This is a genomic window from Propionivibrio pelophilus DSM 12018 (genome assembly GCF_059569095.1).
In genome coordinates this window covers 14,038-40,059 of the sequence record NZ_JCANUT010000022.1, presented here as the reverse complement: position 1 = coordinate 40,059, position 26,022 = coordinate 14,038, and the positions used below count along the sequence as shown (strand labels likewise).

General features: G+C 61.6%; 28 protein-coding genes. 21 read left to right on the top strand and 7 right to left on the bottom strand.

Annotated elements, in window-relative coordinates:
- The first annotated feature begins 4 nt into the window (after positions 1–4).
- The 11 genes from thiL (at position 5) to BO74_RS10865 (ending at position 8,201) form a co-directional block, all read left to right on the top strand.
- The gene (gene thiL / locus BO74_RS10915) at positions 5–982 is read left to right on the top strand and encodes a thiamine-phosphate kinase (protein WP_496442274.1); all 978 of its coding nucleotides are present in this window, start codon (positions 5–7) and stop codon (positions 980–982) included.
- Entirely contained in the window at positions 969–1,472 is a 504-nt protein-coding gene (locus BO74_RS10910; protein ID WP_496442272.1) for a phosphatidylglycerophosphatase A family protein, read from the top strand. The genes thiL and BO74_RS10910 overlap by 14 nt, the downstream gene beginning before the upstream one ends.
- On the top strand, positions 1,469–1,993 hold the full coding sequence (locus BO74_RS10905) for a CinA family protein (RefSeq protein ID WP_496442270.1): 525 nt from the start codon (positions 1,469–1,471) through the stop codon (positions 1,991–1,993). The genes BO74_RS10910 and BO74_RS10905 overlap by 4 nt, the downstream gene beginning before the upstream one ends.
- 115 nt (positions 1,994–2,108) lie before the next feature.
- Complete coding sequence (recA, locus tag BO74_RS10900; protein WP_496442269.1) at positions 2,109–3,128, top strand: recombinase RecA; 1,020 nt, start codon at positions 2,109–2,111, stop codon at positions 3,126–3,128.
- Positions 3,129–3,134: 6 nt separating this feature from the next.
- Entirely contained in the window at positions 3,135–3,584 is a 450-nt protein-coding gene (recX, locus tag BO74_RS10895) for a recombination regulator RecX (protein WP_496442268.1), read from the top strand.
- Positions 3,585–3,605: 21 nt separating this feature from the next.
- Entirely contained in the window at positions 3,606–4,352 is a 747-nt protein-coding gene (gene lptB, locus BO74_RS10890; RefSeq protein WP_496442266.1) for an LPS export ABC transporter ATP-binding protein, read from the top strand.
- Between the two features lie 94 nt (positions 4,353–4,446).
- Positions 4,447–5,871, top strand: a complete 1,425-nt coding sequence (locus tag BO74_RS10885; protein ID WP_496442264.1) for an RNA polymerase factor sigma-54 — start codon at positions 4,447–4,449, stop codon at positions 5,869–5,871.
- A 122-nt stretch (positions 5,872–5,993) separates the two neighbouring features.
- Positions 5,994–6,320, top strand: a complete 327-nt coding sequence (hpf, locus tag BO74_RS10880) for a ribosome hibernation-promoting factor, HPF/YfiA family (protein WP_496442262.1) — start codon at positions 5,994–5,996, stop codon at positions 6,318–6,320.
- 105 nt (positions 6,321–6,425) lie between these two features.
- On the top strand, positions 6,426–6,872 hold the full coding sequence (gene ptsN, locus BO74_RS10875) for a PTS IIA-like nitrogen regulatory protein PtsN (RefSeq protein ID WP_496442261.1): 447 nt from the start codon (positions 6,426–6,428) through the stop codon (positions 6,870–6,872).
- 20 nt (positions 6,873–6,892) lie between these two features.
- The gene (hprK, locus tag BO74_RS10870) at positions 6,893–7,828 is read left to right on the top strand and encodes an HPr(Ser) kinase/phosphatase (protein ID WP_496442299.1); all 936 of its coding nucleotides are present in this window, start codon (positions 6,893–6,895) and stop codon (positions 7,826–7,828) included.
- Between the two features lie 49 nt (positions 7,829–7,877).
- Entirely contained in the window at positions 7,878–8,201 is a 324-nt protein-coding gene (locus BO74_RS10865) for a PsiF family protein (RefSeq protein ID WP_496442260.1), read from the top strand.
- Positions 8,202–8,284: 83 nt separating this feature from the next.
- Here BO74_RS10865 and BO74_RS10860 read toward each other — a convergent pair whose 3' ends face one another.
- The 3 genes from BO74_RS10860 to BO74_RS10850 form a co-directional block, all read right to left on the bottom strand.
- Complete coding sequence (locus BO74_RS10860) at positions 8,285–8,833, bottom strand: FHA domain-containing protein (RefSeq protein ID WP_496442258.1); 549 nt, start codon at positions 8,831–8,833, stop codon at positions 8,285–8,287.
- Between the two features lie 510 nt (positions 8,834–9,343).
- Entirely contained in the window at positions 9,344–10,228 is an 885-nt protein-coding gene (gene ttcA / locus BO74_RS10855; RefSeq protein WP_496442256.1) for a tRNA 2-thiocytidine(32) synthetase TtcA, read from the bottom strand.
- Between the two features lie 57 nt (positions 10,229–10,285).
- Positions 10,286–11,023 carry a pteridine reductase gene (locus BO74_RS10850; protein ID WP_496442254.1) on the bottom strand — a complete coding sequence of 246 codons (738 nt, stop codon included), beginning with the start codon at positions 11,021–11,023 and terminating at the stop codon, positions 10,286–10,288.
- A gap of 134 nt (positions 11,024–11,157) precedes the next feature.
- Here BO74_RS10850 and rsmB point away from each other — a divergent pair, with 134 nt between their 5' ends.
- The 6 genes from rsmB to BO74_RS10820 all read left to right on the top strand — a co-directional run bounded on the left by rsmB (position 11,158) and on the right by BO74_RS10820 (position 20,052).
- Positions 11,158–12,531 (top strand): 16S rRNA (cytosine(967)-C(5))-methyltransferase RsmB, encoded by a 1,374-nt coding sequence (rsmB, locus tag BO74_RS10845; RefSeq protein WP_496442253.1) that lies wholly within the window; start codon positions 11,158–11,160, stop codon positions 12,529–12,531.
- Positions 12,509–13,129 (top strand): DUF4390 domain-containing protein, encoded by a 621-nt coding sequence (locus BO74_RS10840; RefSeq protein WP_496442252.1) that lies wholly within the window; start codon positions 12,509–12,511, stop codon positions 13,127–13,129. The genes rsmB and BO74_RS10840 overlap by 23 nt, the downstream gene beginning before the upstream one ends.
- Complete coding sequence (locus tag BO74_RS10835; RefSeq protein ID WP_496442250.1) at positions 13,126–15,276, top strand: sensor histidine kinase; 2,151 nt, start codon at positions 13,126–13,128, stop codon at positions 15,274–15,276. The genes BO74_RS10840 and BO74_RS10835 overlap by 4 nt, the downstream gene beginning before the upstream one ends.
- Before the next feature lie 2 nt (positions 15,277–15,278).
- Positions 15,279–16,547: a sigma-54-dependent transcriptional regulator gene (locus BO74_RS10830; protein WP_496442248.1), complete on the top strand. Its 1,269-nt coding sequence runs from the start codon at positions 15,279–15,281 to the stop codon at positions 16,545–16,547.
- 67 nt (positions 16,548–16,614) lie between these two features.
- Complete coding sequence (gene hemE, locus BO74_RS10825) at positions 16,615–17,688, top strand: uroporphyrinogen decarboxylase (protein WP_496442246.1); 1,074 nt, start codon at positions 16,615–16,617, stop codon at positions 17,686–17,688.
- 354 nt (positions 17,689–18,042) lie between these two features.
- On the top strand, positions 18,043–20,052 hold the full coding sequence (locus tag BO74_RS10820; RefSeq protein WP_496442244.1) for a primosomal protein N': 2,010 nt from the start codon (positions 18,043–18,045) through the stop codon (positions 20,050–20,052).
- A 10-nt stretch (positions 20,053–20,062) separates the two neighbouring features.
- On the opposite strand, the gene BO74_RS10815 is transcribed toward BO74_RS10820, so the two are convergent.
- The gene (locus BO74_RS10815) at positions 20,063–20,836 is read right to left on the bottom strand and encodes a sulfite exporter TauE/SafE family protein (RefSeq protein ID WP_496442242.1); all 774 of its coding nucleotides are present in this window, start codon (positions 20,834–20,836) and stop codon (positions 20,063–20,065) included.
- 158 nt (positions 20,837–20,994) lie between these two features.
- On the opposite strand from BO74_RS10815, the gene BO74_RS10810 reads away from it, so the two are divergent.
- The 3 genes from BO74_RS10810 (at position 20,995) to BO74_RS10800 (ending at position 23,097) form a co-directional block, all read left to right on the top strand.
- Positions 20,995–21,528, top strand: a complete 534-nt coding sequence (locus BO74_RS10810; RefSeq protein WP_496442241.1) for a hypothetical protein — start codon at positions 20,995–20,997, stop codon at positions 21,526–21,528.
- Positions 21,518–22,054 carry a hypothetical protein gene (locus BO74_RS10805; protein WP_496442240.1) on the top strand — a complete coding sequence of 179 codons (537 nt, stop codon included), beginning with the start codon at positions 21,518–21,520 and terminating at the stop codon, positions 22,052–22,054. The genes BO74_RS10810 and BO74_RS10805 overlap by 11 nt, the downstream gene beginning before the upstream one ends.
- A 74-nt stretch (positions 22,055–22,128) precedes the next feature.
- Entirely contained in the window at positions 22,129–23,097 is a 969-nt protein-coding gene (locus BO74_RS10800; protein ID WP_496442238.1) for an SPM autocatalytic domain-containing protein, read from the top strand.
- Positions 23,098–23,108: 11 nt separating this feature from the next.
- On the opposite strand, the gene BO74_RS10795 is transcribed toward BO74_RS10800, so the two are convergent.
- Together BO74_RS10795 and BO74_RS10790 are read right to left on the bottom strand one after the other, a co-directional pair.
- Positions 23,109–23,315 (bottom strand): hypothetical protein, encoded by a 207-nt coding sequence (locus BO74_RS10795; protein ID WP_496442237.1) that lies wholly within the window; start codon positions 23,313–23,315, stop codon positions 23,109–23,111.
- A gap of 117 nt (positions 23,316–23,432) precedes the next feature.
- The gene (locus tag BO74_RS10790; protein ID WP_496442236.1) at positions 23,433–24,641 is read right to left on the bottom strand and encodes an MFS transporter; all 1,209 of its coding nucleotides are present in this window, start codon (positions 24,639–24,641) and stop codon (positions 23,433–23,435) included.
- A gap of 264 nt (positions 24,642–24,905) precedes the next feature.
- Here BO74_RS10790 and BO74_RS10785 point away from each other — a divergent pair, with 264 nt between their 5' ends.
- Positions 24,906–25,280: a DUF1840 domain-containing protein gene (locus BO74_RS10785; protein WP_496442235.1), complete on the top strand. Its 375-nt coding sequence runs from the start codon at positions 24,906–24,908 to the stop codon at positions 25,278–25,280.
- A gap of 50 nt (positions 25,281–25,330) precedes the next feature.
- Here BO74_RS10785 and BO74_RS10780 read toward each other — a convergent pair whose 3' ends face one another.
- Positions 25,331–25,984: an EF-hand domain-containing protein gene (locus tag BO74_RS10780; RefSeq protein ID WP_496442234.1), complete on the bottom strand. Its 654-nt coding sequence runs from the start codon at positions 25,982–25,984 to the stop codon at positions 25,331–25,333.
- Between the last annotated feature and the right edge of the window lie 38 nt (positions 25,985–26,022).

Sequence of the window (26,022 nt, the reverse complement as noted above, 5' to 3'; positions counted from 1 at the left end):
GCGCATGCCTTCCGAATTCGCACTGATCGACCGCCATTTCGCGCGCGCCACCCCGCAGGCGGTGCTCGGGCCCGGCGACGACTGCGCCTTGCTGGCCCCGTCGCCGGGAATGGAACTGGCGATAACCACCGACATGCTGGTTTCGGGTACGCATTTTTTTGCGGAGACCGATCCGCGGCAGTTGGGCTGGAAGACTCTTGCCGTCAATGTATCGGATCTTGCGGCTATGGGGGCGATGCCCCGTTGGGCGCTGCTTGCCGGTAGTCTGCCCGCTGCCGACGAAGCCTGGATTGCCGCCTTTGCGGACGGCTTTTTCGACTGCGCGCGACGTTACGGCGTCGATCTTGTCGGCGGCGACACGACGCGCGGACCGCTTTGCCTTTGCGTGACTGCAATCGGTGAGGTGCCCTCCGGCGAGGCCTTGCGCCGCGATCTCGCCCGCCCCGGCGACGACATCTGGGTTTCCGGTCGGCCCGGGATGGCGGCACTGGGGTTGGCGCATCTGCAGCAACGGACGATGCTGTCCGGCGAATTGGCGGAGACCTGTATCAACCTCCTGCAACAGCCGCTGCCGCGCGTCGAGTTGGGCCTGGCGTTACGACAGAGTGGGCTCGCGCAGGCAGCGATCGATGTCTCCGACGGGCTGCTGGCGGATCTGGGGCATATCGTCGAACGCTCGGCCGTCGACGCGAACGTCTATGTTGCGCAACTGCCCGGATTGCCGGAGGGGGTCGATACCCTCCTGGCGCGCCAGTGCCAGTTGGCGGGGGGCGATGACTACGAGTTGGTGTTCACCGCCGGCGCCGACAAGCGCGAAGCCCTGCACGAACTGGCGGAGGAAATCGGGCTGCCGCTGTGGCGCATCGGCACGATTGGTGCGGCAACGGGCAGAGGCGAGGTCCGCCTGTTGGACGAAGCAGGCAGGACGGTCCGGGTCGGCAAGATGGGCTTCGATCATTTCGGGGCCGATGAAGCCGCGTAGCGCCCCCTCGTTGCGATTTCTCTTCTCGCATCCGGCTCACCTGATTGCCTGCGGATTCGGCAGCGGCCTGTCGCCTGTTGCGCCCGGTACGGTCGGGACTCTTTTCGCTTGGCTCTCGTTTCCGCTTTTGCGAGCCATGCTGGGTGGCGTCGAGTTGCTCGGCTTCCTCCTCGCGTGTTTCTTTCTCGGGGTTCTGGTGGTTCAGCGTACCGGTGAAGACCTCGGTGTGGTGGATCATGGCAGCATCGTCTGGGACGAGATTGTCCCCTTCTGGCTGGTGCTTTTCTTCTGTCCCGCCGGGTGGCTCTGGCAGGTGGCGGCATTTGGCGGCTTCCGGTTCTTCGATATCTTCAAGCCGCAGCCGGCACGCTATTTCGACGAGCACGTCAAGACCGGATTCGGCGTGATGATGGACGATCTGTGCGCCGCTGGTTATACGGTTCTCGTGTTGCTTTCCGGACAGTTTCTGCTGGCGAGGTTCCTTGCATGACGGATGTCGATCAAAAATCGCTGGAAGCGCTTGCCGCACAGCTTGGCGAGCGCCTGCTGGCGAGCGGCGAAAAACTCTCTACGGCCGAATCATGTACCGGGGGGTGGGTCGCCCAGTGCATGACTGCGATCGCGGGTAGTTCGGACTGGTTCGATCGCGGCTTCGTCACCTATTCCAACGACTCCAAGACGGAAATGCTCGGGGTTCCGGGCGTGGTGTTGGCGGAGCACGGTGCGGTAAGCGAACCCGTGGCGGTGGCGATGGCACAGGGTGCGTTGATTCGCAGTCGTGCCCAGTGGTCGCTTGCCATTACCGGTGTCGCCGGGCCAACAGGTGGTTCCGTGGCGAAGCCGGTCGGGACCGTGTGCTTTTCCTGGGCGGGTTCCGACGGACGCATGGCAACCGAAACGTGCCATTTCAAGGGAAATCGGGAAGCGGTACGGGCTCAGTCGGTACGGTACGCGCTGACCGGCCTTCTCGCTCGCCTCCGTGAGGATGGCTGGGCTAACCGGCTTGCCTGAGACGTTCACTGTCAGATAGAACTACTGTATATAATTACAGTATTTGGTGCCGTCCTGTCACTGTTCGCGGCGACCGAAAATGAGATAATCCCACGCAATTTCATAAGGAAGCGCAATGGACGACAACAAGGCAAAGGCACTGGCCGCCGCATTGGCCCAGATCGAGAAGCAGTTCGGCAAGGGCTCGATCATGAAAATGGGCGAGGGCAGCGTCGAAAAGGATTTGCAGGTGGTGTCTACCGGATCACTCGGACTCGATATCGCCCTCGGGGTCGGCGGGCTGCCGCGCGGCCGGGTTGTCGAGATCTACGGGCCTGAGTCGTCCGGCAAGACCACGCTCACACTTCAGGTGGTGGCCGAAATGCAGAAGCTTGGCGGTACCGCGGCGTTCATCGATGCGGAACACGCGCTTGATCCGTCCTACGCCCAGAAGCTTGGCGTCAAACTCGATGATCTGCTCATCTCCCAACCCGATACCGGTGAGCAGGCGCTGGAAATCGCCGATATGCTGGTACGTTCAGGCAGCGTTGATGTGGTGGTGATCGACTCGGTTGCAGCGCTGGTGCCTCGGGCGGAAATCGAAGGGGAGATGGGCGATTCGTTGCCAGGGCTGCATGCCCGCCTGATGAGTCAGGCGCTGCGCAAGCTTACGGGGAACATCAACCGGACCAATACGCTGGTCATCTTCATCAACCAGATCCGGATGAAGATCGGCGTCATGTTCGGCAGTCCGGAAACGACGACCGGCGGCAACGCACTGAAGTTCTATGCTTCCGTTCGTCTGGATATTCGCCGTATCGGCGGAATCAAGAAGAGCGACGAAGTGATCGGTAACGAAACCAAGGTAAAGGTCGTCAAAAACAAGGTTTCGCCGCCGTTCCGCGAGGCGATCTTCGACATTCTCTATGGGGAAGGCATCTCGCGCGAAGGGGAAATCATCGAGTTGGGCGTGGCGCACAAGCTCGTAGAGAAATCCGGCTCTTGGTATGCCTACAACGGCGAGAAGATCGGACAGGGCAAGGACAACGCACGGGAATTTCTGCGCGCCAATCCCGATATCGCCGCAGAGATCGAGGCGAAGATACGACTGGCTGTGAACGTTCCCTCGCCGCGCGCGACGGCGGCTGCCGATTAAGTAGAAATGAGCGGCACGTTGCGCGAGCGCGCCTTACGACTGCTCGCCCGGCGTGAATACGCACGCGCCGAGTTGGCCCGTAAGCTTGCTCCGCACGCGGAGTCGTCCGAGGTGCTCGATGCCCTTCTTGACGATCTCGAGTGCCGCCGTTTGCTCTCCGACGAGCGATACGCGGAAATGCGGGTGAATGTGCGCAGTGCGCGTTATGGCAATGCCAGGCTGATTCAGGAACTGCGCGCAACGGGAGTCGATGCCGGCGCCGTTGATCAGGCCCTGGCGGCGTTGGACGACGAGTTTTCGCGAGCACGGCAAGTCTGGCAGCGTAAATTCGGCGCGGACATGCCTCCCGTTGATGCGTCCGAACGCGCGCGCCAGGCTAATTTCATGGTGCGCCGCGGATTCTCCGGGGATATCATTCGCCGTTTGTTGCGTGGTGATTACGAAGGCGATCAATAAGAGATGTCCGAAAACAATCTGATGTCCGAAAACAACTTGGGCGAAAGCAGCAAGCTATCCACGCGTAACCTCAAGAAACGCTACAAGAAGCGGACCGTCGTCGAGGATGTCTCGCTCGAAGTGCGTAGCGGTGAGGTCGTCGGATTGCTGGGGCCGAATGGTGCGGGGAAAACGACCTGTTTCTACATGGTGGTTGGTCTCGTGGCCTGCGATGGAGGCGATGTTTATCTGAATGATAGAAAGATTACCCACTTGCCCATCCACCAGCGTGCCAAGCTCGGGGTGTCCTATCTTCCCCAGGAAGCCTCGGTGTTCCGCAAGCTGACGGTCGTCGAGAACATCAAGGCGGTGCTTGAACTACGCAAGCTGCCACGTGAAGAAGTCGAACATCGCGCCGAGCAGTTGCTGGAAGAGCTTCATATCAGCCATATCCGCAACAGCTCGGCGGCCTCGCTGTCCGGCGGCGAGCGGCGGCGGGTGGAAATCGCGCGGGCGTTGTCTACCGATCCGCGCTTCATTCTGCTCGACGAGCCGTTTGCCGGGGTCGACCCGATCGCCGTGTTGGATATCCAGAAAATCATCCGCTTCCTCAAGGAACGCAACATCGGCGTGCTGATCACCGACCATAACGTGCGCGAGACGCTTGGGATTTGCGATCACGCCTATATCCTCAACGAGGGCGGGGTGCTGGCGGCTGGCCGGCCAGATGAAATCATTTATAATGAAAACGTACGTAAGGTCTATCTTGGCGAGAATTTCCGCCTGTGATCTCGCCTCTGATACCGGCTCGACCGTTTCGTCAAAAAATTGTCTGTAATAGCGGTGTGCCGAGCATGCAGTTTCTTGCCGCCCTGTTCCCAACATGAAGCCATCTCTCCAGCTCAAGCTAACGCAGCACCTGGCGCTGACGCCGCAACTCCAGCAATCGATCAAGTTGCTGCAGCTGTCGACGCTTGAGCTTGAACAGGAACTCGAGAAGTATCTGCAGGAAAATCCCCTACTCGAGCGCGAGGACGAAAACTATTCCGCGGCTCCCCCGGAGTCCGGTCAAGATGCTGCAAGCGAGGACAGGAAGGCTGAAGAACCGGAAACGCCGAGCATGCCCGATTCGAAAGATGAGGATAGCTGGCTTGGTGATGCGGCGGAAGGAAATTACGCCAGCACGTCGGGATCTTTCGATGACGACGACGGTGACTATCAGGACGTTCAGGCCGCGACCACTTCCCTGCGTGAGCACCTCTCCTGGCAACTGGGCCTGATGAACTTGCCTGCGCGCGACCGCACGCTTGTTCAATGCCTGATCGACGCGCTGGACGATGATGGCTATCTGACCCAGTCGCTGGACGAATTGGTTGAAGCTCTGCCACCTGAGCTCGAGATCGAGCCGGAAGAGTTGCAGATTGCGTTGAAACACCTCCAGAACTTCGACCCGACGGGCGTAGGCGCGAGAAGTGCGCAAGAATGCCTGGTGCTGCAACTGAATGCGCTCCCCGTGGACGAGACGCAGCGCTTGGCTCTGGCAATCGTACGCAATCATCTCGACCTCCTTGCCGGACGGGATTTCGCCCGGCTCAGGAAGCTCACGGAGTGCGATGATGACCAGCTGCGTGAAGCGCAGTTCCTGATACGCAGCCTCAATCCTCGTCCCGGGGCTAGCTACGCCGCGCCCGATGCGCGCTATATCACCCCGGATGTGGTCGTGCGCAAGGTTCGTGGCCAATGGACGGTCAACATCAATTCGGATGCCTATCCGCGCTTGCGCATCAACAGCCTGTATGCCCAGATCCTCTCGCGGCAGCGTGGCTCGGGGTTGTCGGGGCAATTACAGGAGGCCCGCTGGCTGATCAAGAATGTTCAGCAGCGCTTTGACACGATTCTGCGCGTGGCGCAGTCCATCGTCGACCGTCAGCGCCAGTTTTTCGATCATGGCGAAGTTGCCATGCGGCCGCTGGTGCTCAGGGAAATCGCCGAGACACTCGGTTTGCACGAGTCGACGGTATCCCGGGTGACAACGCAAAAATACATGGCGACGCCGCGTGGCATCTTCGAACTGAAGTATTTCTTCGGCAGTCATGTGGCGACGGAAGCGGGGGGGGCGTGCTCGGCGACGGCCATTCGCGCACTGATAAAGCAACTGGTCGGTGCGGAAGATGCAAAAAAGCCGCTTTCGGACAGCCAGATCGCCGACCTTCTCGGGCAGCAGGGGATTGTTGTTGCCCGGCGGACGATCGCCAAATACAGGGAATCGCTGAATATTCCCCCCGTTAAACTGCGCAAGACGATCTAGCGAGGCCGCTGTTCTGTGTCTGACGATGACATGCTACCCTTACCCCTGTCTCTCTCGCGCAAATTGGCGAGAGGGGTTTAGAAAGTCGCTCTGGCGGCTATCCTCTTGAAAGGAGCTACACCATGAACCTGCAAATCAGTGGACACCATCTCGAAATTACCCCGGCGTTGCGTGACTACGTTACCGGCAAGCTCGAGCGGGTTACACGTCATTTCGATCATGTTATCGATGTGAGCGTGATCTTGTCGGTGGAAAAGCTGAAGCAGAAAGCCGAGGTTACGGTGCATCTGGCCGGCAAGGACATCTACGTCGAGTCGATCGATGAGGATCTTTACGCTGCCATTGACATTCTGGCCGACAAGCTGGACCGTCAGGTTCAGAAGTATAAGCAGAAGTTGCAGGACCATCATCGTGGCGAGAAGTTGAGCCAGCAAAGCGTCGTCGAATAACGTTACCCTTGTCAGGCGGATTTGGTCGTTGAGGCGGCCAAATCCGCCTTTTATTGTTTTCCCCTAGCCCTTCCGTTTTTTCTCGGGCGCGTCGACAGCATTACCATGAGCCAGATCAGCCAGTTACTTCCCCTCGAAAACATCGTTCTGGATTTGGAGGCGAGCAGCAAGAAGCGTGTTTTCGAACACGCGGGGCTTGTTTTTGAAAATAATCAGGGTATTGCCCGCAGCGCGGTGTTCGATAGCCTCTTTTCGCGCGAGAAACTCGGGTCGACTGGCCTCGGGCGGGGCATCGCTATTCCGCATGGACGTATCAAGGGCCTGAAGGAAGCCTGTGGGGCGTTTATTCGGCTGGTCTCGCCGATCCCCTTCGACTCGCCGGACGGTGAGCCTGTTTCGTTGTTGTTTGTGTTGCTCGTTCCCGAACAAGCAACCGAGCAGCATCTGCAGATCCTTTCCGAGCTGGCCGAGCGCTTTTCCGATCGTTCCTGCCGAGAAGCCTTGTCCTCGGCCGCGGATGCGGAAGCGGTACGGCAGACATTCGCTACCTGAAGGTGCCAAGAATGCTATCCATCCGCAAATTGAGCATTACCCAGCTTTATCAGGATCACCTGGAAAAACTGAAACTGACCTGGGTCGCCGCCGTGGGGGTCGAGCGCCATGTCGAGCTCAAGGACATGGAAACCTATGGGCCGGACGTTGTCGGCCACCTCAATCTGATTTATAGCCACCGCGTGCAGGTTATCGGCAAAGCCGAGCAGAACTGGGCAGGGCGTGCCGGCATGGATCGCTGGCACCGGCAGATCGACGATTTGATGGCGTGTGAACCGCCGGCCTTGATCATCGCTGACGATCTCGAGCCGATGCCAGGTTTGCCTGAGATCTGCGAAAAAACCGGGACGCCTTTGTTCAAGAGCCCGAAGGCCTGCTCCGCGGTCATCGATCTGCTGCATATCTACCTGGCCCGTCGATTTGCCGATACCGTTTCTGCGCACGGCGTGTTCATGGATGTTTTCGGGATGGGGGTGCTGATTACCGGCGAGTCCGGAATCGGAAAGAGTGAATTGGCCCTGGAGCTGGTTTCGCGTGGACACGGCCTCGTTGCCGACGATGTTGTTGAACTTGCGCGCACGGCTCCGACAACGATCGAAGGTCGCTGCCCCGGAATGCTCAAGGACTATCTGGAAGTGCGTGGCCTCGGCTTGCTCAACATCCGCACGATCTTCGGGGAAACCGCAGCCCGGCGCAAAATGAAGCTCAAACTGATCGTGCATTTGCAGAGAAACGTACCGGGCGAGGACTTCCCGAGATTGCCGCTTGATTCCCAGTCGCAGGAAATTTTGGGTATTCCGGTTCGCAAGGTGTGCTTCCATGTTGCACCTGGACGAAATCTGGCCGTTCTTCTGGAGGCGGCTGTGCGCAATTGCATCCTGCAACTGCGCGGTATCGATAGCATGAGCGAGTTCATCAATCGTCAGCAGCAGGCTGTTCTTGACGGAAATATCTAAAATGGGTAATAGTCATGGCTCGAATAACCATCCTTTCAGGGAGTGAATAATGAAAGTCATGATTGTCCTGACCGCGTTGATGCTTTCGGCAACCGGTGTTGTTGCTGCGGAACAAACCAAGAAAGCGCCCTCACCAGCCCAACTGGCTCAGCAGGAAAAGATGAAAAACTGCAATGCCGAAGCCGGGAAGAAGGCGCTGAAAGGCGACGAGCGCAAAAAGTTCATGAGCGAGTGCCTGTCCTCCAAAGCCAAGGCTGCGCCCTCCGCGCAGCAGGACCGGATGGGGGCGTGCAACGCGGAGGCGGGAAAAAAGGCGCTCAAGGGTGATGAGCGCAAGAGTTTCATGAGCGAGTGCCTCAAGGCCGCCAAGTAAGCTGCCTTGCGCGGATGAGAATCCCGGGAGTCCTCGTTTCGGCTCCCGGAGATCCGCCGCTTGGTATTCCTTTGAACTGACCGTCAGGTCAACCGGAATTCGACGATATCCGCCCCGGGAGCGGTCGAAGAAGATGCAAACGCAATGCGTCCCGCGGCATGCAAAATGAACTCGCTGCGGCGAACAAATACTTCGGGGGTTCCACCCACAGTTACGTAGGAACCGTTGGTGCTCCGGTCGACGAGGACGACGCAGTCGTCTCTTCGCTCGATTGTGGCGTGATGTCGAGATGCACGACGGTCCCGAAGGACAATGTCGCTGCCTGCGTCCCGACCGGCATGGACGATCCGTTTGGCTTCATTGAGGAGGATCGTGTCGTCACGGTACCTCAGTGAAAGGGAGTGGCTGGCGCTCCCGACACTAACAATGTCTTCGTCCGGATCTCTTTCAGCGTGTTCCGATTCTCCTCTTGCCGGAGAGGGCGACGCGATAACCTCGAGAACTGAATCAGTCGTTTCGCTTTCCGGCAGATGACCTCCATTTGTGAGATGGGCAGCGAGCGATGGGGACACGAACTGGCGGAATTTCTCACTGGCGAGGATTTGTGTCGGCTTGGCGAGACCGGCGAACATGGCCGCTTCCTTGACTAGGTCGCGTGGGGCCGCGCTACTTTCCGCCGGCGTGCTGTCTCCTGATAGCCCAACGCGGATGGCGACCTTGACTCCCGAAACGGGGGGGAGATCAGCGACTCTTTGTTGCATGTCGATCGCCGCCTGGATTGCAGCGTCTGCCCCATCGAATGCGGCTAGAACCTCGTTGCTGTCTGCCTGGACGATACGCCCTTTCCAGGCGTCTACCGACCGCTCGATCCGCTTAACGCAACGGTCGACAGCGCGGATCGCCTCGCTGCTGCCCAGTTTCTCGTACAGACGCGCGCTACACGAGATACCGGCAATGAGAACAACCCGAAGGGGAGGGGCAGAATTTGCGTTTGTCATTCTTTTAGTGGATGCCAAAAACATAACGCCAGTTGTCTGGAGCTACCTGTGTCGAGCGATGGTTGCATTTGTCATTCGTTGTGACTTGTAAGGCTCCGGCAATGCCCTTGCTTCGAATCATAGCAAAAGCATATCGGCTCCGCGCTAGCCGCGTAGCGACTCCATTGAAATTGTTTGACTTGTCGGGGATGCATCGAGTTGCGGTTCGTCGAACGCGATATCGCCCCCGTCCGTGTCTGGAACATCCTGGCCGAGTTGCAATCCCTTGAAGTCAAAAAATGAATTGTCGGCGAGATGTGAGGGCACGATGTTTTGTAGCGCGGAGAACACCGATTCCGTCCGGCCCGGAAAACGACTATCCCAGCCGGCCATCATTTCGCGGATCTTTTGCCGTTGCAGGTTGTTCTGGGAACCACAGAGGTTGCAGGGGATGATCGGGAACTGCACGCCGCGAGCGTAACGTGCGATGTCCTCCTCGCTACAGTAGGCCAGCGGGCGGATGACGATATGCGCGCCGTCATCGGTGACCAGCTTGGGCGGCATCGCCTTGAGCTTGCCTCCGAACAGCATGTTGAGCAACAAGGTGTGGACGATGTCGTCGCGATGATGCCCCAAGGCGATCTTGTTGGCACCGAGTTCCTTGGCTGTGCGGTAAATGACTCCGCGCCGGAGCCGCGAGCAGAGCGAGCAGGTCGTTTTCCCCTCGGGGATCTTCTCCTTGACGATCGAGTAGGTGTCCTGCTCGACGATGCGATAGTCGATTCCAAGACCGGACAGATAGCGTGGCAGCACGTCGGCGGGAAAACCGGGTTGCTTCTGGTCCAGGTTCATGGCGATCAGGCGGAAATCGACGGGCGCGCGCTGCTGTAGCGCCATCAGGATCGACAGCATGGCGAAAGAGTCCTTGCCGCCGGAAATGCAGACCATGACCGTGTCGCCGGCCTCGATCATGTTGTAATCAGCGATGGCCTTGCCGGTATCGCTCTCGAGGCGCCGCTTAAGGCGCTGAATGTTCTTTGATGTTTCCACCGGACCTCTGTTGGGGGTGATGCGGGGTTGGAGGGTTGTATGGGGCTGGTCGGGCGGCTACAGATGTGCCGTGCGCCCGCCATCGACATTGATGACCTGCCCCGTGACGTAGGGGGCGTCATTGAACAGGAAACGTACGGTACGCGCAATATCCTGCGGGCTGCCGGCGTGGCCGAGCAATGTATGCTCCTCGATCCGTGCGCGTGCCTCGCTGTCGAAGGCGCCGTCTTCGGGCCAAAGAATCGGACCGGGCGCGACAGCGTTGACGCGAACCTCCGGCGCCAGTTCGATGGCCAGCGCACGGGTCAGGCCGAGCAAGCCGGCCTTGGCTGCACAGTAGAGCGGGTAACCGGCCAGCGGCCTCTCGGCATGGATGTCGGTGATGTTGACTACGGCGCCCCGAGCCCGACGCAAGTGGGGCGCGGCGGCTTGCGTGAGAAACAAGGGGGCCTTGAGATTGCTGCCGATCAGGTCGGCCCAGGCGGCCTCGTCGATTTCTCCGAGGGGCGTGGCGAAAAAGCTCGAGGCGTTATTGACCAGCGCATCGAGGCGGCCGAAGTGGTCTACCGTTTGATCGACCAGCGTCGACAGCGCAGTTGTGTCGAGCAAATCCGCATGCAGGCACCAGGCCGAACCAGGCCGGATGTCATTGAATTCGGCGACCAGCTCGGTTGCAGCTTCACGGGCGGCGCGGTAGTGCACCGCAATATTCGCCCCAGCGTCGTGCAGTTCGCGGGCGATCGAACGGCCGACCCGTTTGGCCGCTCCGGTAATCAATACCGTTTTACCGATCACAGTTCATTCTCCAAAGCACAACATACCGATGCGGACAAAATTCTAGCGGATTCGGGATGGTGCGTGGTCATTGCGGTAGTCGCCGGAGTGCCCATGCTAAACTCCGAAAAACAAACGATTATTTGGTTCCGCTTTTGCCCTCTTCTTCGATTCCTTCGTCGCCGGCCTCCGGCAAACGTATCGTCCGTGTCCGGCGTCCGGATGGGCGGGGGTCGCCGGCCGCCAGTCCGGCCGACACTGCCGCCACCTCCCGTCTCGCGCGCGATTCCCTCGGTTACAGCCTGCTGCTGGGCGCACGCGTCCTTGCCTCCGTTCATGCCGGGAGGAGTCTTAATGACGCCCTGAGTCTTCTGGCCGAAGAACCATCGGCGGCCCGGGCTGCCGCACAGGATCTTGCTTACGGCGTATTGCGCCGCTACGGTTGGGGCGACTTTCTTCTCGGACGGTTGATGTCACGGCCGCTGACGCATGCGGAAACGCAGGCTTTGCTGCTGGCCGCCCTGTATCGCGTGGATACTCGCCCGGAGGCGGCGCCGATGGTCGTTGACCAGGCCGTTGCCGCGGCGGGCGAATTGGCTGGCGGCGGATTGAAGGGGGTGGTGAACGGCGTGCTGCGCAATTTTGTGCGGCAGCGCGAGAGCCTGTTGGCCGCCGCGAAGCAGGACGAGGTGGCGCGCTACTGGTTTCCTCCGTGGTGGCTGGCCCGCCTGCGGCGAACTTATCGCGATGGATGGCAGGATATCGTGGCAGCGGGAAACACGCCCCCGCCGATGACCTTGCGGGTCAATCGACGTCGCTGTTCGGTGGAAGATTATCGTGAACGGCTGGCGGGTCTGGGGATGGCGGCGGTACCTGTCGGCCCCTGCGGCTTGACGCTGGAAAAGCCGGTGGCTGTCGATGCATTGCCCGGCTTTTTCGATGGATGGGTTTCCGTTCAGGACGCCGGAGCGCAGCGCGCCGCAGAATTGCTTGCGCCAGAAGTGGGAAGCCGCGTGCTCGATGCCTGCGCCGCCCCCGGCGGCAAGACGGCGCATCTGCTCGAAGCCGCCGATCTCGATTTGCTGGCGCTGGATATCGATCCGGCAAGAACCCGGCGTATCGAGGACAACCTCAAGCGCCTCGGCCTCACGGCCCAAGTCAAGGCGGCGGATTGTCTCGCCTTGCCGCAGTGGTGGGATGGGTGTCCCTTCGATGCCATCCTGGCCGACGTTCCCTGTTCCGCGTCCGGCGTTGTGCGGCGGCATCCCGACATCAAGGTATTGCGCAGGGAGAGCGATATCCGGCGCCTCGTGCATACCCAGGCCGCCATTCTGGATACACTCTGGTCGGTGCTCAGGCCCGGCGGGCGCTTGCTGTATGCGACCTGTTCGGTCTTCGTCGAGGAAAACTCGGCGCAGATCGATGCCTTCCTGGTTCGCCAGCCTGACGCCCAACGCCTGGTCGAGGAACCGTGGCTGCCCGGCGAGAACAACGACGGTTTCTACTATGCGTTGCTGCGCAAGGCTTGAAGCGTTTTTCTTCTGCCTGGCGATGTGTTTCGTCGTCGTGTCGGCGCGTGCGGCGGATGTCGTCATCCAGAGCGCGCAGATGGTGGCGAGCGACGATGGCTACAGCCTTTCGGCCAATTTCTCGATCAATCTGGGGTCACGCCTGGAGGCGGCGGTCAACAAGGGGGTTGTTCTCTACTTTGCCGCCGATTTCGAGCTGACGCGCTCACGCTGGTACTGGTTCGACGAGAAGGTCGTGCAGCGGAACAAATCCTATCAGCTTTCCTATCATGCGCTGACGCGCCAGTATCGTCTGTCGAGCGGCGCACTGCACCAGAGCTTCGCCTCACTGGACGATGCCTTGCGTGTGCTGTCGCGCTTGCGGCACTGGCAGGTCATCGAGAAGGGCGAAATCGACGGTGGTGTGGTTTACGCCGCTGCGGCGCGCCTGCGGTTGGATCCTACGCAGATGCCCAAGACGTTCCAGGTTACCGCGTTGTCGAACCGGGAATGGAGCCAGTCTTCGGAATGGCTGCGCTGGAGTTTTTCCGCCCCGGAGCCGGCGGTGCCCGCGGAGTCTGCAGAATCCGGCAACGCGGACGGCGGGGCCGCGAAATGAAGACGCTGATCATCGTCGCCTCGTCGTTCGGCGGCATCCTGCTCTTCCTGCTGGCTTCGGCGAGTGCCAACACGGCGCTGTTCGCCCGGCACTATCCCTGGCTGCTCGGCCTGAACGCCATTGTCGCGCTGGCGCTTTTCGTCCTGATCGTCTGGCAGGTACGCCTGCTCTGGCAGGAGTACCGGGCCAAGGTATTCGGTTCCCGCCTCAAGCTGCGCCTGATGCTGATCTTCGGATTGATGGCTGTCCTCCCGGGGGTGCTCATTTATGCTGTGTCGGTGCAGTTCGTCACCAAAAGCATCGAGACGTGGTTCGACGTCCGGGTGGAAAAAGCACTCGAATCGGGGATCAACCTCGGGCGCAGTGCGCTCGATTCGCTGCTCGAGGATCTGTCCGAGAAGGCGCGGGCGATCGCCCTGGAACTCGGCGAACAGCCGGAGGCGCAGCGACGGGCGGCACTTACCCGCTTGCGCGAGCAAAGCGGTGCGCAGTACATCGCGCTGTTTTCCACCTCGGGGCAGCTGCTGGCGACGGCGACCAGCGACATTACCGGCTTTCTGCCGGCGCCACCGTCCGCCGAAAAATTGCGTCAGGCGCGCGCGGGGCGTGGGATCAGCGAGATCGAGAGTGCCGACAAGGAACTGTTGCTGCGAGTGCTGGTGCCGGTCATCCCCTCCGGCCTGGGCATGGAGACGCGGATGCTGCAGTTGACGCAGCCGGTGCCCAGTGCCCTGGCGCTCAATGCCGAGCGCGTCGAGGCGGTCTATCGGGATTACCAGGAGCTGTCGCTCGGCCGCCAGGGACTCACCCGCATCTACGCGATGACGCTGACGTTGACGGTGCTGCTCGCGCTGTTTACCGCCATTGCCATGGCCTTCGTGCTGGCCCGGCGTCTCTCGGCGCCGTTGTCGATCCTTGCGGAAGGAACACAGGCAGTGGCGGCTGGTGACTTTACGCCGCGGCAGGCCATCTACAGTCGGGATGAACTGGGCGTGCTGACCCAGTCGTTCAACCAGATGACCCGGCAACTCGACGAAGCGCGCCGGGATACCGAGAAGCATCGCGCCGAGGTCGAAGCCGCGCGCGCCTATCTCGAATCGATTCTGGCCAACCTGTCGGCCGGGGTGCTGGTCTTCGACCGCCGGTTCAAGCTGAGAACCATCAACGAGGGGGCGCAGGCGATCCTCGAGGACGACTTCCTCGGCCTGCTCAACGAGGTTGTCGAGAGCTGGCCGCGACAGGGGGTACTCGGCCAGACCATCCGCAACGCCTTTGCCGAGCACGGGCGCAGGGAGTGGCAGACCCAGCTCGAGTTGGCCCGGCCCGGCGGCCTGCCGAAAATCCTTTTGCTGCGCGGTTCGCCGCTGCCTGAAGGGGGGAGCGCCGGCTTCGTGGTGGTGTTCGACGATGTGACGCGGCTGGTCGCCGCACAGCGCAGCGCTGCGTGGGGCGAAGTGGCGAGGCGGTTGGCGCATGAGATCAAGAACCCGCTGACGCCGATCCAGCTTTCCGCCGAGCGGCTGCAGTTCAAGCTGGCCGACAAGCTGGCCAACGGCGATGTCGAAATGCTCAACCGTTCGACGCAGACGATCATCAACCAGGTGCAGGCGATGAAGCGGATGGTCAACGAGTTTTCCGACTATGCCCGACTGCCGGCACCTGAGCTGGCCGAACTGGATCTCAACGCGCTGACTCGCGAAGTGCTGGGGCTTTACGAGACCTCCCATGCCGGCATTTCCCTCGATCTAGATCCGTCGCTGCCGCCGATTCTCGGTGACGCGACGCAGTTGCGGCAGATCATCCACAACCTGCTGCGCAATGCCGAAGATGCCCAGCAGGGCACGGTGGATGCCTCCATCCGGCTGATGACGCGACGCACTGACGACATGGCGGAATTCACCGTTGCCGACGCCGGCCCCGGCTTCCCGCCTGAACTCATGGCCCGGGTCTTCGAGCCGTATGTGACCACCAAGGCTGGGGGGACCGGCCTCGGCCTGGCGATCGTCAAGAAGATCGTTGACGAGCATGGCGGGCAGATCCGCATCAACAATCGCACCCCGCGCGGGGCCGAAGTCAGTATCCTGTTGCCGTTGGCGCCACGCCAGAGACAGCATCAAGACAGCAACGCATTACCGGAAGAGAACTGAACATGGCGCAAATACTGGTCGTCGATGACGAAATGGGCATTCGCGAGTTGCTCTCCGAGATCCTCTCGGACGAAGGGCATACCGTAATGCTGGCGGAGAACGCCGCGGCGGCCCGCAGGGTGCGTGGCGAGAAGCGCCCGGATCTGGTGCTGCTCGATATCTGGATGCCGGACACCGATGGCATCTCCCTGCTCAAGGAGTGGTCCGCGGCGAATCTGTTGACCATGCCGGTAGTGATGATGTCCGGGCACGGGACGATCGATTCAGCGGTCGAAGCGACGCGGGTTGGTGCCGTCGACTTCCTGGAAAAGCCGATTGCCCTGCAGAAGCTGTTGCAGACCGTCAAGAAAGCGCTCAAGCACGAAGTCGTCCCGAGCAAGCCGCCGGTGACGCTCGACGCCTTCGCCCGCTCGCCGTTGCTGCGTGATCTCAAGAAGCGCCTGGAGCAGGCGGCGGCCAATACCTCCGTGCTGCTGCTCAAGAGCGCCGCGGGAAGCATCGCGGAGATTTGTGCCCGGACACTGCAGGCGCCGAGAACGCCGTGGCTCGACCTGTTGTCTTCCAGCGTACCGCTGACTCAGGAGATGCTGGAGAACGCCTCCGGCGGCATGCTGTTCATTGCCGACCTGATGCTGATGGGGCGTTTGCAGCAGAAGAACCTCGCTTTTGCGCTGGAGCGGCTGGCGAAATACAACCTGATGCTTGTCGCCGCGATGTCGCGGCCGTTGACCGCGCTGGCAGAAACCGGGTGGGATCCGGGCCTGGTTGCCCGTCTGGGCGATGTTTCCGTCGCCCTGCCGCAACTTTCCGGACATGCCGACGAAGTGCCGGAAATCGCCCCGCTGGTGCTCACACATCTGGTCGAGCGTCATGATGTCCCGCCAAGGCGTTTTTCCACCGCTGCACTGAACGCACTGCGCCTCTACCATTGGCCCGGCGAGTGGGTCGAGTTGCTTGCCGCCATCCGCAATCTGGCGATCTCGGCGCTGGACGAGGAAATTTCGGCCGAGGACGTGAATGGCATCCTGAAGCGCGACGCTGACGCGGCGACACCGCGTCCCGTGGTACCGCTACTGCCGATGTTCGATCAGCCGCTGCGCGACGCCCGGGAGGCGTTCGAGCGTCTCTATTTCGAGCACCATCTGAAGAACGAACGCGGCAACATGACGCGCGTGGCCGAGAAAACCGGTCTGGAACGCACGCACCTCTATCGCAAGCTCAAGCAACTTGGCCTGAACCCCGGTCGCCGTCCCGACGAGACCGAGCAGTAGTTCTGCGGGCGACGCGGCAGCGCCTGTCCGGAGGATAATCGCCTCATTATTTTTTGCGGATCATCCCGTGAACCGACCTGACAATGATACGTTCCTGCGCGCCCTGTTGCGCCAGCCGACCGACTACACCCCCGTCTGGCTGATGCGCCAGGCCGGACGGTACCTGCCCGAGTATTGCGAGACGCGCAAGCGCGCCGGCAGCTTCCTGCAACTGTGCAAGAGTCCGGCGCTGGCCTGTGAGGTGACCTTGCAACCGCTGGCACGCTACGACCTCGATGCTGCGATCCTGTTTTCCGACATCCTGACGGTGCCGGATGCGATGGGGCTCGGCCTGTATTTCACCGAAGGGGAGGGGCCGCGTTTCGAACGGCCGTTGCGTGAGGAGTGGGCGATTCGCGATCTGGCGGTGCCCGATCCCTACGACCATTTGCGTTATGTGATGGACGCGGTCGCCGAGATCCGCCGGGCGCTGGGCAATTCGGTGCCATTGATCGGCTTTTCCGGGAGTCCCTTCACGCTGGCCTGCTACATGGTGGAAGGCGGATCGAGCAGCGAGTTCCGGCACGTCAAGACGATGATCTACGACCGCCCGGACCTGATGCACCGGATTCTCTCGGTAACCGCCGAGGCCGTGACGAAATACCTCAACGCGCAGATCGAATCCGGCGCGCAGGCCGTGATGCTTTTCGATTCGTGGGGCGGATGCCTTTCGGCGGCGGCCTACCAGGAGTTTTCCCTCGACTACATGCGGCGCATCCTCGCCGGCCTGGTGCTCGAGCGCGACGGGCAACGCGTGCCGTCGATCGTGTTTACCAAGGGCGGCGGCCTCTGGCTGGAAGCGATCGCCGGCAGCGGTTGCGACGCGGTCGGCATCGACTGGACCCTGGACATTGGTGAAGCGCGTCGGCGCGTGGGGCAACACGTCGCCCTGCAGGGGAACCTCGACCCCAACGTCTTGTTTGCCTCGCCCGAAGCGATCGTTCGCGAAACCCGGGCGATTCTCGATGCGTTCGGGCCGGCCGGTACCGGTCACGTGTTCAATCTCGGTCACGGCATCTCGCAATTCACCCCGCCCGAGCACGTGGCGGTGCTGGTGGACACCGTGCACGAGTACAGTCGTGGCCAACGGCAAAAAAACTAGTGCTTGTCAACTCCTGATGCGACTTATGCACAGAAATGAGGCGTTTGTCACTAATCGTCACGAAAAGCCGTGAAAATCAAGGGTTTGCTTGTAACCTATTGATTAATTGAAATATTTTTTCTGCCTGTTTTTGTGGCAGAGCAAGGTAAACCCTTGTGTGCAACGGATTTGGCCGGTTTTTCACGGGATCTTCCACAGACTTATCCACAGAAAATGTGAACAACGGAAAATCGCCTGCTGCATGAATGGGTTACAGGAACTTTACAGAAATTAGACGAGCAGATTGCTCCAACTGGACTATGACGAAAGTTAGGTCGCTGTCTGCTTTGCGACAGAAGAGGTAGGTCGCGCCGCATGCAAATCGCCCGCGTTGCCCTGGGGGTTCCCCTGCATCGTTTGTTCGACTACCGTGTTCCGGATACCGAGCGTCTCACTTGTGACGACATCGGGCTCCGCGTGCGGGTCACGCTCGGGCGGCGGCCGTGCATCGGTGTGATCGTCGGGCTGCCCGACCTCGCCGAGGCGGGATGCGGCGAACTCAAGGCGCTGGATGCGGTACTGCGCGACCTTCCCTCCTTGCCGCCCGACTGGTTTCGTCTCGTCGAATTTTGTTCGGCCTACTATCAGGTGCCGCTCGGCGAGGTGATCCTCTCGGCTCTGCCGGCAGGCCTGCGCCGCGTCGACCCGCCGAAGCCGCGCGCGGCCCGGCGGACGACGAAGTTGCGCGCTCGGAGCGAACCACCGCAGTTGACCATCGAGCAGGAACAGGTCCTGGCCCGGATCGACGCCGGCGGGGCGGGTTTTCAGGCCTACCTGCTGCACGGCGTTACGGGCAGCGGCAAGACCGAGGTCTATCTGCGCCTGATCGAGCGGATGCTTGCAAGTGGGCGCTCCGTCCTGCTGCTGGTGCCCGAGATCAATCTGACGCCACAACTCGAAGCCCGTGTCGCTTCGCGTTTCCCCGACGCCGGACTGGTCAGCCTGCACAGCGATCTGGCCGAAGCGGCACGTATGCGCCACTGGAAGGCAGCGTTCGACGGTAGCGCGCGCATCGTGCTCGGCACGCGGCTGGCGGTGTTCACGCCGATGCCCGACATCGGCTTGATCGTCGTCGATGAGGAGCACGATCCCTCGTTCAAGCAGCAGGACGGGATGCGTTATTCGGCACGCGACGTCGCCGTTTTCCGGGCGCACGAGCGTGGTATTCCGATCGTTCTCGGTTCGGCCACGCCGTCGCTGGAAAGCTGGGCGAATGCCACCGATTCGCGGACGCCCGCGCGTTACACCTTGCTGACCTTGCGCGAGCGGGCCGTCGCCAGCGCCCGCCTGCCGGCGGTGCAGCGCATCGATACCCGGCGGGAGAAACTGCAGGACGGGCTGTCCGGTGCGCTGCTGGAAGCCATCGAAAAGCGGCTCGGGCGTAGCGAGCAGAGTCTTGTTTTCCTCAATCGCCGCGGCTACGCGCCGGTACTCGCCTGCGCCCAGTGCGGCTGGGTGTCGCGCTGCCAACGTTGTGCGGCCAATCTGGTGCTGCATCTCGCGGACGGCCGCTTGCGCTGCCACCACTGCGGCTTCGAGTGCCGGGTGCCGAAGGGGTGCCCGACCTGCGGCAACCAGGACCTCCAGCCCTTCGGGCGCGGCACGCAGCGCATCGAAGCGGTATTGGCCGAGCGGTTCCCCCAGGCGCGTGTTCTTCGGGTCGATCGCGATTCGGCAAGGAGCCGCAAGCAGTGGGAGGCTTTGCTTGAACAGATTCACTCCGGTGAAGCGGACATCCTCGTCGGCACGCAAATGCTGGCCAAGGGGCACGATTTTCCGAAACTGACGCTGGTCGGCGTGCTCGGCGCCGACGCCGCGCTGTTCGCCGCCGACTGGAGGGCGCCGGAGCGACTGTTCGCGCAGCTGATGCAGGTCTCCGGACGAGCCGGGCGAGCTGATCTACCGGGTGAGGTACTGATCCAGACGCAGTTTCCCGAACATCCGCTGTACGACGCGCTGGTCCGCCACGACTACCCGGCCTTCGCCGCCGCGCAACTCAAAGAGCGCGAGCAGGCGGGCTTTCCGCCCTATGCCTATCAGGCCATGTTGCGCGCCGAAGCGCCGCAGATCGCCGACGCCATCGCCTTCCTGACGACTGCCCGGGCGTGGCCGCAGGCAGCGGAACATCCGGATGTGCTGCTCTACGATCCGGTGCCGATGCGGTTGGCTCGCCGTGCCAATATGGAGCGTGCCCAACTGCTTGCCGAATCGCCTTCGCGCCGGGCCCTGCAGGTATTTCTCACACAATGGGGCACGGCGTTGGCGGCGATCAAGGCGCCGTCGCGGCTACGCTGGCACCTCGAAGTCGATCCGCTGGAGTTCTGAGACGACCAGGTCAGCGCAGGGCGTCGTAGATCAGTTTCACGCCACTGGTAAACAGCAGCAGGTAGCTCACCTGGAAGAACGCCGCCTCGGAAATCCGCTTGTGCAGCCAGATGCCGAGCCAGACGCCCAGCGGCGCGAGCGGCGAGAACAGCAGCGCGGTGGTCAGATTCGATGTGTTGAGTTGTCCCAGGAAATAGTAGGGGATCAGTTTCAGATAGTTGCCGAGGCCGAAAAAAGCCACCGAGGTGGCAACAATCAGCGTCTTGTCCAGCTTCAGCGAGTAGATATAGATGGCGAAGGGCGGCCCGCCCGCGTGGGCCAGGGTGCTGGTGAACCCGGCGAAAAAGCCGCAGATGCCGCCGAACAGCTTGCCGGGCGGGCGTGGGCGCAGGGCCAGCAGGCGGACGAGGTGGCCGCTCAGGTCCAGCCACTTGTTCAGTGAAAACAGGACCGCGATGACGCCGACGATCAAGCGGATCATGTTCGCCGAGAGCAATCCGAAGACGAGCCCGCCCAGCGTGATGCCCATCAGTGATCCGGGGAGCAGTACGCGCAGGTGCTCGGTAGACCAGCGCCCCCGGTAGGCGACTATTCCGAAGATGTCCATCGCACACAGAATCGGCAGCATGATCCCTGCGGCTTCCGGTGGTGCGATGACGATCGACATCAGCGGGACGGAAAGACCACCGGCGCCGCCGCCGAATCCGCCTTTGGATATTCCTGCCAGAAGTATGGCGATGATGGCGACGGGAAAAAAAGCCAGCGGATAGTCGGGAAAAAACATGGGGTGTTCAGTCCGGGAGAAGGGCGGATTGTAATCCCTCGGCCGGTGGCTGGCTTGCCGTATTTCCCGTCGATTCGGATAATCGGGGCTGGACCCGCCGCTTCCGCACGCAGAACAAAGGTCTGAAACGCGGCGAAGAACACGCAAGGAGCAGCGAGATGACTCTCAAATCAGCAATCGAAGCGTGGGATGGGCAATCGGTCGAAGCCCTCTGTCGCATCCACGACGAGCACCGGGGCGATCCCGATCTGGCGCCAACCATGATCGAACTGGTCGGCGCACTGCGCCACCGCCTGGCCGCGACCCGCCTGCTCAAGCGGCATCTCGAGTCACGTGGCAGCGTGCCGGAGGCCGATGCCGTGGCGCGCAGCCTGTATGCGAAGTTCGACAAGCTGGAGAACTGGGAGTGCCGCCTGAACATCCTCCAGTGTCTCCCCTACCTGCCGGTGCCGGATGACGCGGTGGATGCCGTGGAGCGCTTCCTTCGCCTCTGCCTCGCCGACGACAACAAGTTCGTGCGTGCCTGGGCGTACACCGGGTTCCACTGTCTGGCCCGCCGGCATCCGCGCTTTGCCGAAGAGTCCGCGGCGATCCTGGACGCGGGGCTGCGCGACGAACCGCCGTCGATCAAGGCGCGTATCCGCAAGTGCCTGGCCGGTGTCGAAACAAGGAGGTGGCATCATGGTCGTTGAGCTGCTGCAAGACTATATTCGCGCGAAGGATGGAAACCGGCCGCACCTGATCCCGCAGGTTTTCGCCGCGAACGCGTGCCTGGAAATGCGGGTGAAGACCGAAAGCATCAGCTTTCCTGCCGTGTCGCAGGGCGCGGCAACGATTGCCGACGTGCTGGTACGCCGCTTCAACCAGACCTACGAGAACATCTACACCTTCTATCTCGACCGACCGCGCGCCGAGGCGGCGACGCCACCGGCAGTTTTTGCCTGCGACTGGCTGGTCGGCATGTCCGAAAAGGCGAGCGGCAATGTGCGCGTCGGCTGTGGTCGCTACGACTGGGTGTTCGAGCAGGAAGCGCCGCATCGCGTCGAACGTCTGGCGATCACCATCGAGGCGATGCAAACCTTGCCGCCGGCACGGTTGCCGCCGATCCTCGACTGGCTGTTGGCCCTCGACTATCCGTGGACGTCGGCGGACGCCGTGCGCACCTTTGCGCCACCGTTCAAGGAGATCGCGCCGGTGCTGGCCTATCTCGGTCGCTGACCCTACGGGTTAAAACCATTTCCTGGCACGCCCCTTGCGTTGTCCCGTCTCCCGGAACACGCAAGGAGGCGAACATGATCGTCGAGCAGTCCAGCGTGGCGATGATCGCCACCCACGAGTATGTCCGCGAAAGCGAAATCGTCGCCACCCGCAGCTTTCGCGTGGTGATGGGCGAGGTGTCGCAAGAGGTGTCACAACCGGCGGCGAACGACGACGCGCAGTTGCGCTTGGTCTCGTTGTTGCAGAACCTGATCGCCCGGATGCTGGAAGCCATCTCCGGCACACACCAGGCAGCGGCGCGTCTTCCTGATGCCCTGTTTGGCGATGGTGCGGTGGCTGAACCCGAGGCGGGTACGTCGGCCGGTAGACGATCGATGCGCATGGAGTGGAACAGCGAGCTGACCGAGTCGCTGCGCGAACACGAAGCCACCGGCTTTTCGGCCAGCGGTTCGGTGCGTACGGCAGACGGCCGGAACATCGACTTCACGCTCGGCCTCGCCATGTGCCGCGACTATTCCTGCGAGCGCACGCTGCGCCAATCCGGCAGCGTCGAACTGCGCGACCCGCTGGTGCTCAATTTCGACGGCGGCGCGGCCGAACTCACCGGTCAACGCTTCGCCTTCGATCTCGACGCCGACGGAAGCGACGAACAGATCCCGGGCCTTGCCGCCGGCAGCGCCTGGCTCGCCTTCGACCGCAATGCCGACGGGCGGATCAATGACGGCAGCGAACTGTTCGGAACGCGTTCCGGTGACGGCTTCGCCGACCTGGCCTGTCTTGACGAGGACGGCAACGGCTGGGTGGACGAAGCGGACTCGGCGTTTTCTTCGCTTTGCCTGTGGCAGCGGGGCGAGGAGGGCAACGACTCCCTCCGCGCATTGGGCGAAACGAACGTCGGTGCGCTCTATCTCGGATCCGCCGAAACCCCGTTTGCCCTCACCGATTCGGAGAACGCACGCCGCGGCTACATTCGCACCAGCGGCGTCTATTTGCGCGAGGACGGTAACGTCGGAACGATGCAGCAGGTCGATCTGGCCGTATGAGCGCGTACGAGTCAGGACGGGGTGCGGCGTCCGGTACGGATCTCGAGGGCGTAGTTCGCACGGAATCCCATCGAGGTCATCAGATGCTCGAATTCGTAGCGCGACGCTTCTGAAATGTTCGCAGGATAGTGCTGGTTTACTGCGGCATAGCCTTGTCCGGCGGGATGTTGCGTTGCGTCGTGGATGCGGGTCGTGCCGCGGCAGCCGTTTTCGTCCATGGAACCCCTCCTCTTTCGCTGTTTTTCTGATCTTCGTGACGGAAGTTTTAGTTTAGGAAGTGATTCAAATATTGCTACCTGTAGTTTCCGCTGAAAAATGCAGAAAGCATGCGGAAACTACGGTGTCGCCTTGAGCCGTCGCCCGCTGAAGAAAAACCACATCAGCGATGCGGCCTGCACCACGAACAGCACGATGAACGCGTCACGGTGGGCGATGGCGGCGGAATGTCCTGCGGCTTCCAGCGACTCGATGAGCGCGCCCATGCCCCATTGCAGGCTGAAGGCGCCGAGAAAAGCGAGCAGGTTGAGGATGGTGTTGGCGCGGCCGGACAGCGAGACCGGGAACCCTGCGGCCGTGGCCGCGTAGTTCAGGGTGCCGGTACTGGAGAAGACCCCGTAGGCGATCCACAGCAGGTAGTGCTGGTCAGAGGCCTGGACGATGATCAGGAACAGGGTCAGCAGGGCGAGCGAGAGGCCGCCGCCAAGCAGCGTGGTCGTGCCGATGCCGCGCCGGGTAAGGCGGGCCGAGAGCAGACCGATCAGGAAGTAGGCGACGACCATCCCCGCACTCATGGCGGCAATGTGGCTGGCGGCCTCCGAGCGCGAATAACCGTTGACGTGGATCAGCCAGGCGCTGCACCACAGGCTCTGCACCGCCATGAAACCGCCGATCTGGGCGAAGGCGATCGTCGCGAAACGCCAGAAGTGGCGGCTGACCAGCACGTGACGGATGCCATCGAACAACTCAGAAAGGGTCTGAACGGGACCGCTGGCGGGCTTGTCCGGCACGCGCAGGAAGATCCAGACGGAAACGCCGGCGGTGATCACCGCGAGTCCGGCGAAAACTTGGCGCCAGGTGGCGAACTGCAGCACGGCGTCGAGCGGCGCCGAGGAGACGAGCGCGCCGAGCGTGCCCGAGGTCATGATCCAGCCAGTGAGCGAGGCTTGTCGTTCAAGCGGGAACCACTGGGCAAACGACTTGAAGGCGGCCATCAGGCAGGCGGAAACGCCGAGGCCGATCAGTCCGCGGCCGATGGCGAGCGTACTGATCGTCTCCCCGCCGGCGAAAACGGCAGCGCCGGCTGCGGCGATCAGCAGCAATGCGGCTTCGACGCGTCGGGGGCCGAAGCGGTCGAGTGCGAGGCCAAGCGGGAGCTGGACAGCACCGAAAGCGATGAAATAGGCGCTCGTCAGCATCCCGAGATCGGCGGGGCCGAGCGCCATTTCCTTGCTGAGAATCGGGCCGACAACGGCATTGACCGTGCGGAACAGGTAGGAGAGGAAGTAGCCGCAGGCGAAGGGCAGAAAGAGTCGAATCAGGGGCATGGCGTGTCGTGCGCGATGAATTCGATCCTTGGGCCGCCAGCGGCGATGCCGGGCCGGAATTCCGGCAGGGCGGAGGAGAATGTTGCGCGGGTGAGGAGCATGGGATGCGGGAAAAATGGCCAGCATGGACGGGAGGAATTCCAGTGCCGATTTTAACTCCGCAGGACCTGCTTACGGGCGGGCGTACAATCGTTCTCCGCAACAACGTGATGTTGTCCGCGTGAGTTTCGAGTCGCGCAGGGCGAGTCTATTCGGGAGGGATTCATGCTGGTTCGACTGACATCGAGCACGTCCGGTGAAATGATCATGTTCGCCGAACATGCTCACGTGCTGTGGGAATGGATGGGCAAGGAAGGTTCGGCGCACGGGGTGTTTACCACTGAGCAGTTGCCGGCGGCCATTGATCGGTTGCGTCGGGGCATCGAGCAGGACAAGCTGGCGACAAAGCAGCGGGCCGAGGAGGCGCGTGCGGCTGAAGAGGCGTCCAGCGAAGCGGAAGAACAGGACGTGGAGACGATGGAAGCGGTTCCCGAGGAGCAGGTGTCGCTTGCCCAGCGTGCGCAGCCGCTGCTCCGACTGATGGAGTTGACGTGCCGGGAGGGCGGCTTCATCACCTGGGAAGCAACGGCTGACTTTTGATTTGGCACCGGCCGTTGTCATGTCAGCCGCCGTCTCGGTTCTGGCAGGGCTTATACGCTTGTCGAAATGGACGATGCCAGCGAGGACAGGAATGAGTTGCCGCTGTCGGCACCGTAGGCGTGCATCAGTTCCATGATTTGCCGGTAAACCTGGGCGTCGGAAAGTGCGCTGTCGGATCCGTCACCGCTTGTCGAGCTGCTGGCGGACTCGTCCGTCGTGATGTTGTTGGTTTGGGCATAAGCCATCGCTTCGGCGTTGCTGACTACGCCGTCCTGATTGGTATCGGCGGCGTCGATATTTTCGAGAATGCTGCTGATCAGCGAGGAGCGGGCGGAGTCCGTGTCGCCGATCTCTTCGAGCTGACTGGTCAGTTCCTCTTCAGTGAATCCCGATTCGCTATCTGACGGCGGAGGGGGTGGTGGAGGCGGCATCATGCCGTTTATCCGCGACTGGTCGTATTGGCTGTTCAGCGTTTCGGCGAGTGTTTCGAGCGCGCTGGAAAACTCGCTTTCGGTGATCTTGCCGTCGCTGTCGCCATCGAGCTGGGTGAAGACGTCTTCGGCATTGGTCTCGCCGGTGGTGATGCTGGAAAACGCGGAAACGAGATCGTCTTTCTCGATGTGGCCTTTGTTCGAGCTGTCGATCTTGGAAAACAGATAGCTCGCCGCGCTGCTGTAGCTGCTGATGCTTGTCAGGGTACTCATGGTGAACTCCCGGTTTGTTGAACGAGATGACCGCGCCC

What these genes read in the sequence shown, in the direction of transcription:
- BO74_RS10820 (WP_496442244.1), top strand. Translation starts at nt 18,043, where the DNA reads ATGCAAATCGCCCGCGTTGCCCTGGGGGTTCCCCTGCATCGTTTGTTC.
- BO74_RS10795 (WP_496442237.1), bottom strand. Translation starts at nt 23,315, where the DNA reads ATGGACGAAAACGGCTGCCGCGGCACGACCCGCATCCACGACGCAACG.
- lptB (WP_496442266.1), top strand. Translation starts at nt 3,606, where the DNA reads ATGTCCGAAAACAACTTGGGCGAAAGCAGCAAGCTATCCACGCGTAAC.
- thiL (WP_496442274.1), top strand. Translation starts at nt 5, where the DNA reads ATGCCTTCCGAATTCGCACTGATCGACCGCCATTTCGCGCGCGCCACC.
- BO74_RS10785 (WP_496442235.1), top strand. Translation starts at nt 24,906, where the DNA reads ATGCTGGTTCGACTGACATCGAGCACGTCCGGTGAAATGATCATGTTC.
- BO74_RS10905 (WP_496442270.1), top strand. Translation starts at nt 1,469, where the DNA reads ATGACGGATGTCGATCAAAAATCGCTGGAAGCGCTTGCCGCACAGCTT.
- recA (WP_496442269.1), top strand. Translation starts at nt 2,109, where the DNA reads ATGGACGACAACAAGGCAAAGGCACTGGCCGCCGCATTGGCCCAGATC.
- BO74_RS10790 (WP_496442236.1), bottom strand. Translation starts at nt 24,641, where the DNA reads ATGCCCCTGATTCGACTCTTTCTGCCCTTCGCCTGCGGCTACTTCCTC.
- BO74_RS10840 (WP_496442252.1), top strand. Translation starts at nt 12,509, where the DNA reads ATGCGTTGCTGCGCAAGGCTTGAAGCGTTTTTCTTCTGCCTGGCGATG.
- BO74_RS10810 (WP_496442241.1), top strand. Translation starts at nt 20,995, where the DNA reads ATGACTCTCAAATCAGCAATCGAAGCGTGGGATGGGCAATCGGTCGAA.
- ptsN (WP_496442261.1), top strand. Translation starts at nt 6,426, where the DNA reads ATGAGCCAGATCAGCCAGTTACTTCCCCTCGAAAACATCGTTCTGGAT.
- BO74_RS10805 (WP_496442240.1), top strand. Translation starts at nt 21,518, where the DNA reads ATGGTCGTTGAGCTGCTGCAAGACTATATTCGCGCGAAGGATGGAAAC.
- BO74_RS10885 (WP_496442264.1), top strand. Translation starts at nt 4,447, where the DNA reads ATGAAGCCATCTCTCCAGCTCAAGCTAACGCAGCACCTGGCGCTGACG.
- BO74_RS10780 (WP_496442234.1), bottom strand. Translation starts at nt 25,984, where the DNA reads ATGAGTACCCTGACAAGCATCAGCAGCTACAGCAGCGCGGCGAGCTAT.
- BO74_RS10830 (WP_496442248.1), top strand. Translation starts at nt 15,279, where the DNA reads ATGGCGCAAATACTGGTCGTCGATGACGAAATGGGCATTCGCGAGTTG.
- recX (WP_496442268.1), top strand. Translation starts at nt 3,135, where the DNA reads ATGAGCGGCACGTTGCGCGAGCGCGCCTTACGACTGCTCGCCCGGCGT.
- BO74_RS10910 (WP_496442272.1), top strand. Translation starts at nt 969, where the DNA reads ATGAAGCCGCGTAGCGCCCCCTCGTTGCGATTTCTCTTCTCGCATCCG.
- BO74_RS10815 (WP_496442242.1), bottom strand. Translation starts at nt 20,836, where the DNA reads ATGTTTTTTCCCGACTATCCGCTGGCTTTTTTTCCCGTCGCCATCATC.
- BO74_RS10835 (WP_496442250.1), top strand. Translation starts at nt 13,126, where the DNA reads ATGAAGACGCTGATCATCGTCGCCTCGTCGTTCGGCGGCATCCTGCTC.
- BO74_RS10800 (WP_496442238.1), top strand. Translation starts at nt 22,129, where the DNA reads ATGATCGTCGAGCAGTCCAGCGTGGCGATGATCGCCACCCACGAGTAT.
- BO74_RS10860 (WP_496442258.1), bottom strand. Translation starts at nt 8,833, where the DNA reads ATGTTCGCCGGTCTCGCCAAGCCGACACAAATCCTCGCCAGTGAGAAA.
- hpf (WP_496442262.1), top strand. Translation starts at nt 5,994, where the DNA reads ATGAACCTGCAAATCAGTGGACACCATCTCGAAATTACCCCGGCGTTG.
- BO74_RS10865 (WP_496442260.1), top strand. Translation starts at nt 7,878, where the DNA reads ATGAAAGTCATGATTGTCCTGACCGCGTTGATGCTTTCGGCAACCGGT.